We start from the raw sequence: 7,134 nt of genomic DNA, 5'->3' as shown, positions 1-7,134 counted from the left end.
GGCAGCACTCCTTGAGCGAACAACTCGGCGGCCTCGAACCGCACTTGCTCCCGCTGAGCCCGCTGTCTCGCGGTCAGGCCACCCCCATCGGGATAACGCATGACACAGGGATACACCCAGCCACGAGATCACCGTCACCCTAGGCCGAAAACCTCAGTAGTAAGACCGTGTCCTATGTGGTGAGGCGGACGAGTCGCTTGTAGCAGCAGAGAGCGGCTGCGAGTCCGAGGAAGGCCAGGTAGTTGCGGGGATCGCGTTCGTAGCGAGGGCTCAGGCGTCGGTAGCCGGAGAGCCAGGACATCGTCCGCTCGATGACCCAGCGGCGGCGCCCTAATCGTTCGCTGGATTCGACGCCTTTGCGGGCGATGCGGACGCCGATGCGCTTCCAACGGAGCCATCTGCGCAGGTCGGCGCGGTCGTAGGCTTTGTCTGCGTGGAGGCGCTGGGGTTTGAAGTACCGGCCGCGGTGGGGGTCGTGTCTCGTTTGGTGACCCTCGATCATGGGCTTCAGCCCTTCGCTGTCGTGGGTGTTGCCGGCCGAGATGCCGACGAGGAGGGGCAGTCCGTTCGCGTCCGACAGGATGTGCATTTTGGAGCCCGGTTTGCCCCGGTCCACAGGGCTCGGACCTGTGTGGTCGCCCCCTTTTTAGCCCTGCCATGGGCGGTGTCGAGGACGACGCGGGTGACGTCGATGAGGCCGGCGTCGTGGAGCTGGTGCAGGACCGCTTCGTGCAGGCGGCCCCAGACACCGGCTCTGGACCAGATCAGGAACCGGCGGTGGGCGGTCGACTTCGATACCCCGAAGCAGGGCGGCAGTTGGCGCCAGGCGCATCCGCTGGCCAGGACGTAGATGATGGCCACGAAGAGCGTCTCATCAGGCGTGTCCTGCGTTCCGCCGCCCTGCGGCCGCACCTTTGACGGCGGGATCAGCGGCTTCGCGATCTCCCATAGCCCGTCGGGAACAATCCAACTCCACGTACCCGCCCCATGTACGGCTCAACGTCCGCCTCACCACATAGGACACGGTCTAAAGAATTCATCTCATTTGGCGAGTCTGCGGTAGCAGATCAGAGTGCAGGCGATGCTGGTGAAGGCCGGCGCGTCGGTGATCGACAAAGAAGCGCTTCGGGGAGATACCGGGGGTCTGCAGGGTTCAGCTGGTGCGTTGCGGTGCCCGCAGGGGCCGGTCACCGGTGAGGGCGGCTGTTCGGAGCAGCGTAGGCGCAGGAAGACGTTGACGCTGCCTGCGGGTGCGGGGAGCCATGTTCTCGCGGTCGGGTCCGGCTCTGCCGCGCACCGCGCTTGAGATCCGAAGCCCGCCCGTCGGCCAGCTATACCTTCCGAGGGCAGGACAGTGCCATTCACTTCAGACTCGACCGTAAGGACGCCACCGTGACCGGACGCACCCCCGAGCCAACCGAGAGCCCGCGACCGGACGAGTCCTTCGGCGAGCCCCGATGGCCGATGGCGGCGGCCGTCGTCGCCGCCATGGTGCTGACCATCCTGCTCCCCGACGACCTCCGTCTGGCACCTCGCTGGGTTCTCCCTACCATCGAGGGACTACTTCTGCTGGCGCTCATCGCCGGCGACCCGGGCCGGATCGACCGGCGCACGGCCGCCCTGCGGAGCACGTCGATCGCACTAGTGGGAGTTCTGGCCCTCAGCGCCGTCTGGTCGACCGTTCAACTGGTCGACGACATCATCCATGCCGGGAAGGAGACCAGCTCCGCCGTCAGCCTGCTGCAGACCGGCGGCACGGTGTGGGCCTGTACCGTCCTCGCCTTCTCCCTGCTGTACTTCGAACTCGACTGCGGTGGGGCCGCCGCCCGCGCTCACCGTATGCCCCCCACGCCCTCACTCGCCTTCCCCCAACAGCTTGAATCCGCGCTGAGCAGCCCCGACTGGCGGCCCCGCTTCATCGACTACCTCTACCTCGGGCTCACCAACGCCACTGCCTTCAGCCCCACCGACGTCATGCCACTGGCCCCCTGGGCCAAGATCGCCATGGGCATTCAGTCCCTCGTCTCCCTGCTCATTCTCGGGCTCGTGGTCGCCCGTGCCGTCAACGTCCTCGCCTGATGAGCTGACGGGCTGACGAGCCGCCGGGACAACGGCGCAGGCCCAGACGGCTCCCACGGTGCGCGCCCGCGCGCCCAGCGGGGCGACGCCGTCACGTGCAGGTCACGTTCGAAGGGGCTCCGCCCAGCCGTTTCGCACGGCGCAGGCGCCGAGCTGCATGCGGGTCCGGACACCGGCCATGTCCATGAGATGACGCAGGCGCCGGTGGAGCGTGCGCGGTGACAGACCGAGTTGTGTCGCGGCCGCCAAGTCCGTGAGGCCGGCCAGGAGCAGCGCGAGGATCCTGCGGTCGAGCTCGGTCGGGCCTTGCGGATCGACCTCGACGGTGGGTTCGGATGCTCCGACCGTGGCCGACAGCGCGAGCGGGTCGGCCGTGCGCCATACCGTCTCGAACAGAGCGTCCAGCGCGTCCAGCAGTCCGCTGCGGTGCAGCAGCGCGGCGCCGGGCTCCCCGTCCGGTGTGACCGCGAGCGGGACAAGGCCGAGGTCGGCGTCGGCCAGCACGAGCTTCATCGGCAGCTGGTCGGCAACACGCAGTTGCACACCCTTTCGGAGCGAATCGATCGCGTCGTCGAGGATGCCCGGCTCCTCCAGCACGGCCCGGTCCAGTACCGCCCGGAACTGCACGCCGCGGCCGATGGCCATGGGTTCGGCCGTGTTCTCGTCGGGCGGCAGGGCGACGAACGGCGCGGTGATGAAGGAGCGGACCTGCGTACGGGCTGCCTGCTGTACCTGGAGAAAGCGATGACGGATGGCGTCGACGCCCGTGACGACCTCGATGAGATCGCTGATGCTGCTCCCGGTCATCGCCGCCCGATGTTCCTCGGCGAAGGTCACCAGGGCGTACTCGGCCATCCGCAGCCCGTCCCGGCGCTGGCTGATGAGAGCGCCGAGCGCCACGGCCGGCGGCGCGGCGGTGAACCGCTCGTCCGCCGACCTGGTCACGAGTCCCCACCCGACCAGGCGGGACAAGGCCTTGTCGACGTGGGCGTGCGGGAGGCCGAGCTGGTCGGGCAGCAGGATCGCGGTGGAGTTCGGGCGTCCGAGCAGCGCCCGGTAGACGCGCTCGTCATCGGGTCCGAGGCCCAGAACATCCAACATCGGCGACCGACTCTCCTCCGCTTGCCGCAGCGGGGAGAGTATGCGCCATGGCGGCAGACCCTGAATAGTCCCTGATGGGAGCAGGTGCGTGGGGAAGGGCCCCGGGGAGTCGCCTCCCCGGGGCCCGACAGCGCGGTTCATCGCAGGCCGTACGCCCGGATGATCTCGTTCTTGACGCTGAAGCCGCCGTCCGTCTCGGCGCTCGCGCGGACCGAGATGAAGCCGCCGGGCTGCTTGGCCGTCCTGAACGAACCCGTCCAGTAGCCGTCGGCGCCCTTGGTCACGGTCACCTTCTGCCAGGTGGCGCCGTCGTCGTACGAGACGTCCAGCTTCACGGTGGTGACGGTGCCCGGTACGGTACCGCGGCCCATGGACACCGGCTTGAGCGCGATCTCCCGGGTCGCGTTGGCCTTGACGTCGCCGTGCAGGTCCGACTCCAGCCTGTAGTCCAGGTTCAGCACCGGGAACGGCTCGAAGAAGTCCGAGTCGACGGTGTCGGACATGAACGCCCACTCGGTGTGGGTGCGCGTCGACAGCCGGAAGACGTCGCCGGGCCGCTCCGCGTCCAGGACGGCGCGGTAGGGCAGGTTGCCCGCCGGCACCTGCACCCACTGCATGTCCGTGCTGTTCGGGTTGTCGTGGATCAGCCTGTCGCCCTGGAAGACCTGCAGGTGGGTCGGCGTCTCACCCCACTGCAGGAAGCCGCCAAGACGCATGGTGGCGCTGGAGGAGGCCCACGCCTGCACGTTCCAGGTCATGTAGTTCTGCCAGCGGGAGTTGTACACGCCGAACGACTCGCTCTGGCCAGGCCTGGTCACCGGAGCGAACCAGTCCAGGCGGGTGGTGCTGCCCTTGGTGTACGTGTTGTCGCCCGACACCATCACCCACGGCAGGGTTCCGTCGACGCCCTGCGCGTGGAACTCCCTCCAGACCTGACCCGGAGTCACCCACTCGGTGCGGGTGCCCGGGTGCCGCTCTCGCTCGGGGAGGTTGAACGACGGGCTGAGGGTGAAGTCGGACCGGTAGCCCTCCGCCGCCCGGCCTTCCGTGGCCGAGTAGTAGCGGGCGTCGATCCGGGCGAGGTCGTCCTGGGTCGGCTTGTAGACCAGGGCACGGTCCGGAACCCGGCCGGGGTACTCCCGGGTGAGGTCGTAGACGAACGGCGTGTACTCGGTCTGCTTCACGGTCAGCTTGACGACGCCGGCCTTGGCCGTCGAGACGAGGACCTTGCCCGCGTCTCGGTGCACGGTGGCGACCGGGATGGCCGACTCGCCGACGTACTCCATCAGGGGGCCGACACCGTCATTGACCACGATCAGCGCCTTCGCACCGGCCGCGACCGCGGCCTCGGTGCGCTCCTGGGGAGAGACCTCGTCGCTGCGCTCGATGACGACGACCTTGCCGTTAGCCTTGACCTGCTCGTACGCGGCCGTCGCACCGTTGCCCGCGTAGACGGCGTCCAGCGTGTCCGTGGCGGTGCCCAGAGCACTACCCGCCTGCACCAGTGCCTCGAACCGGATCCGGCCGCCCGTCGTGCTCAGGCCGAGCTGCGGCTCGCCCTTGCGCCAGCGGGTGGTCAGCATGAACTCGCCCTGCTTCATCGGCTCCGTCGGCGCGACGTAGACGTCGTCGTACGTCGGCGGCAGCACGTACGCGCTGCGGTAGTCCATGAACGGGTCGAGGCCCTTGTAGTGGACGTTGAAGTCGACCTTGCGCTGGCGGTCCTCGGCGCGCTGTGGCGCCTCGGTCTGCAGCAGGCGCGCCTTGCTCGCGTCGAGCACCACGTCTGCCGCGCCGTCCTTGAGCACGGTCTCCGGGTCGACCAGTACGGCCAGACCCGAGCGGTCCGCCTTCTCGCCGGTCACGTCGAGGTACCCCGCGACGGTGTACAGGCCGGGTGCCATGCGCATGGTGGTCGAGCCGTCGACGTACACCTGCCACGGCCAGAAGTCGCCGGCCAGGTTGACCGTGACCCAGCCGGCGCCGGGCTTGCCGTCCCGTCCGACCAGCTTGATGTTCAGGTCATAGCGCTCCTCCTCCTTGAGCAGCGCCACGGACGTGCGGGTCACCGGCTGCCCGGTGGCCGCGTCGGTGGCCGTCACGTAGCCGGCGTGCCGGCCGGCCGAGGCGGCCCGCGGGTCACCGGTCACCGGGACGGCGGCGGTGCCGCCCGCGGGGACAGTCACCTTGGCGGCTCCCAGCGTGAACGGGCCGTCGTCGTCGGTCAGCGCCAGGTTCAACGTGACGTCGGCGGAACCGGAGTTGGTGAAGGTCAGATCCTTGGTGACGGCACCGTCGCTCGGCTCGTGCGGCCATGTGTAGTTGCCGAACAAGAGCGATCCGGTGCCGCGAACCGTGGTGCGCACGGCGGCGGCCACGTCGAGACGGCCGGTGCCGACCTCGTACGGCGAGTAGCCGCCGTCCAGACCCTTCGCGGTGCTCATCAGATGTTCCTTGAGCTGCGCGCCGGCCCAGTCCGGGTGCTGCTGGGCCAGGATCGCCGCCGCGCCGACCACGTGCGGGGTGGCCATCGAGGTGCCGCTGATGGTGCGGTAGAGGCCGTCACCACCGCCGGTCATCTCCTGCGAGCGGGCCGCGGTGATGTCCACGCCGGGCGCCGCGATGTCCGGCTTCATGCCACCGGAGTAGGCCAGCGGGCCGGTACTGGAGAAGGACGCGAGCCGGTCCTGTTTGTCCGTGGCGGCCACGGTCAGCGCCGAGGCGGCCGCGCCCGGGGCGGAGATGCTCTCCGGGCCGGAGTTGCCTGCGGCTATGACGAAGAGCGTGCCGTACTGGGCGGACAGCGCGTCGACCGTCTGCGACATCGGGTCGCTGCCGTCCGTCGGGTACGAGTCGCCGAGGCTCATGTTGACGACGTCCGCGCCGGATTCGGCGGCCCACTGCATGCCGGCCATGACCCAGGAGTCCTGGCCGTAGCCCTCGGCGCCGCCGAGCACCTTGCCGACGTACAGGTCGGCGCCGGGGGCGACGCCCTTGTTGTCGTCCCCGGAGGCGGCGCCCGAACCGACGATCGTGCCGGCGACATGCGAGCCGTGCCCGTTGACGTCGGTGATGGCCTCACCCGGCACGAAGCTCGCCGTGCCGTCGATCAGGCCGGCGAAGTCGGGGTGGTTGACGTCGATGCCGGTGTCGAGCACGGCGACCTTGACGCCCTTGCCGTCGTAGCCGGCCGCCCAGGCCTCGGGCGCGCCGATCAGCGGCACGCTCTCCTTCAGACTGGCCTTCACGCGACCGTCGAGCCACAGCTTCGCCACGCCCGCGCCCAGCGACGGGCTGCCCTGCGGCGCGACGGTGTTCCAGAAGGTGCGGGTCTGCCGCTTCTTGGTGCTGAGCGCGGCACCTCGGATGCCCTTGAGCTTGCGGGTCAGCTTGCTGCCCCGGGGGGCCGTGGGCTCGACGGCCGCGCGGGACTTCGGCTGGGTGTACGTCGCGATCAGCGGTACCGCGGCCGACTTCGCGTCGTCGTAGCCCATCTCGATCAGGTCGGTGACGTTGAACAGCCGTCGGTCCAGCTTGTCCGTACCCAGCAGCGGCGCCGCCTCGTCCGGGATGACGAAGAGGTCACCCTTGATCTCCTGGAGCTGCACGCCGCCGACGGCGCTGTCGGGCCGGTCGACCTCGGCGATCTGCTTGCCGTCGGCCGTCGTGGTGACGGTGACGACGTCGCCGGTGACCAGGGTGACCTTGTGGGTCGCCGAGGGCTTGGCTGGAACGGTGGGCTTGCTCGGAGTGGCTTGTGCGGGCGCTTGCAGGAGCGCAAGCCCCGATGCCAGCAGGGGCACCGCGGTGGCAACCGAGATCAGCCGCCAGCGCCGGAAGGCGGAAGCATGAGAGGGGGAGTACATGCCCCGGGTCTATCGACCGGTGAACGCCGTCGTGAAGGCCTCACGACGGCAAGTCCTCGCCATGGCAAAGGCTTGCCAGCCGTGAATC

The 7,134-nt window shown here is 69.3% G+C and carries 4 protein-coding genes; 1 reads left to right on the top strand and 3 read right to left on the bottom strand.

From position 1 onward, the window contains the following. Nucleotides 1-172: 172 nt before the first annotated feature. Nucleotides 173-966, bottom strand: a protein-coding gene (locus ACFY0U_RS44765; RefSeq protein WP_388646124.1) for an IS5 family transposase whose coding sequence is annotated in 2 segments (ribosomal slippage) — nucleotides 173-648 and nucleotides 648-966 — 795 coding nt in all. Because the reading frame shifts where the segments join, the coding sequence is not laid out codon by codon here. A 426-nt stretch (nucleotides 967-1,392) separates the two neighbouring features. Between ACFY0U_RS44765 and ACFY0U_RS44760 the strand changes: the two genes are divergently transcribed. Next, on the top strand, nucleotides 1,393-2,079 hold the full coding sequence (locus ACFY0U_RS44760) for a hypothetical protein (RefSeq protein ID WP_388646119.1): 687 nt from the start codon (nucleotides 1,393-1,395) through the stop codon (nucleotides 2,077-2,079). Between the two features lie 102 nt (nucleotides 2,080-2,181). On the opposite strand, the gene ACFY0U_RS44755 is transcribed toward ACFY0U_RS44760, so the two are convergent. Both ACFY0U_RS44755 and ACFY0U_RS44750 read right to left on the bottom strand, forming a co-directional pair. Continuing rightward, on the bottom strand, nucleotides 2,182-3,180 hold the full coding sequence (locus ACFY0U_RS44755) for a helix-turn-helix domain-containing protein (RefSeq protein WP_388646117.1): 999 nt from the start codon (nucleotides 3,178-3,180) through the stop codon (nucleotides 2,182-2,184). 137 nt (nucleotides 3,181-3,317) lie between these two features. Then, a complete protein-coding gene (locus tag ACFY0U_RS44750) occupies nucleotides 3,318-7,046 on the bottom strand; it encodes a S8 family serine peptidase (protein ID WP_388646115.1) in 3,729 nt (1,242 codons plus the stop codon). Between the last annotated feature and the right edge of the window lie 88 nt (nucleotides 7,047-7,134).

This window comes from Streptomyces sp. NPDC001536 (genome assembly GCF_042894505.1).
Lineage (GTDB): Bacteria > Actinomycetota > Actinomycetes > Streptomycetales > Streptomycetaceae > Streptomyces.
The sequence above is the reverse complement of the archived record's forward strand: the minus strand, read 5'-3'. Positions and strand labels throughout refer to the sequence as shown.

What these genes read in the sequence shown, in the direction of transcription:
- ACFY0U_RS44750 (WP_388646115.1), bottom strand. Translation starts at nt 7,046, where the DNA reads ATGTACTCCCCCTCTCATGCTTCCGCCTTCCGGCGCTGGCGGCTGATC.
- ACFY0U_RS44755 (WP_388646117.1), bottom strand. Translation starts at nt 3,180, where the DNA reads ATGTTGGATGTTCTGGGCCTCGGACCCGATGACGAGCGCGTCTACCGG.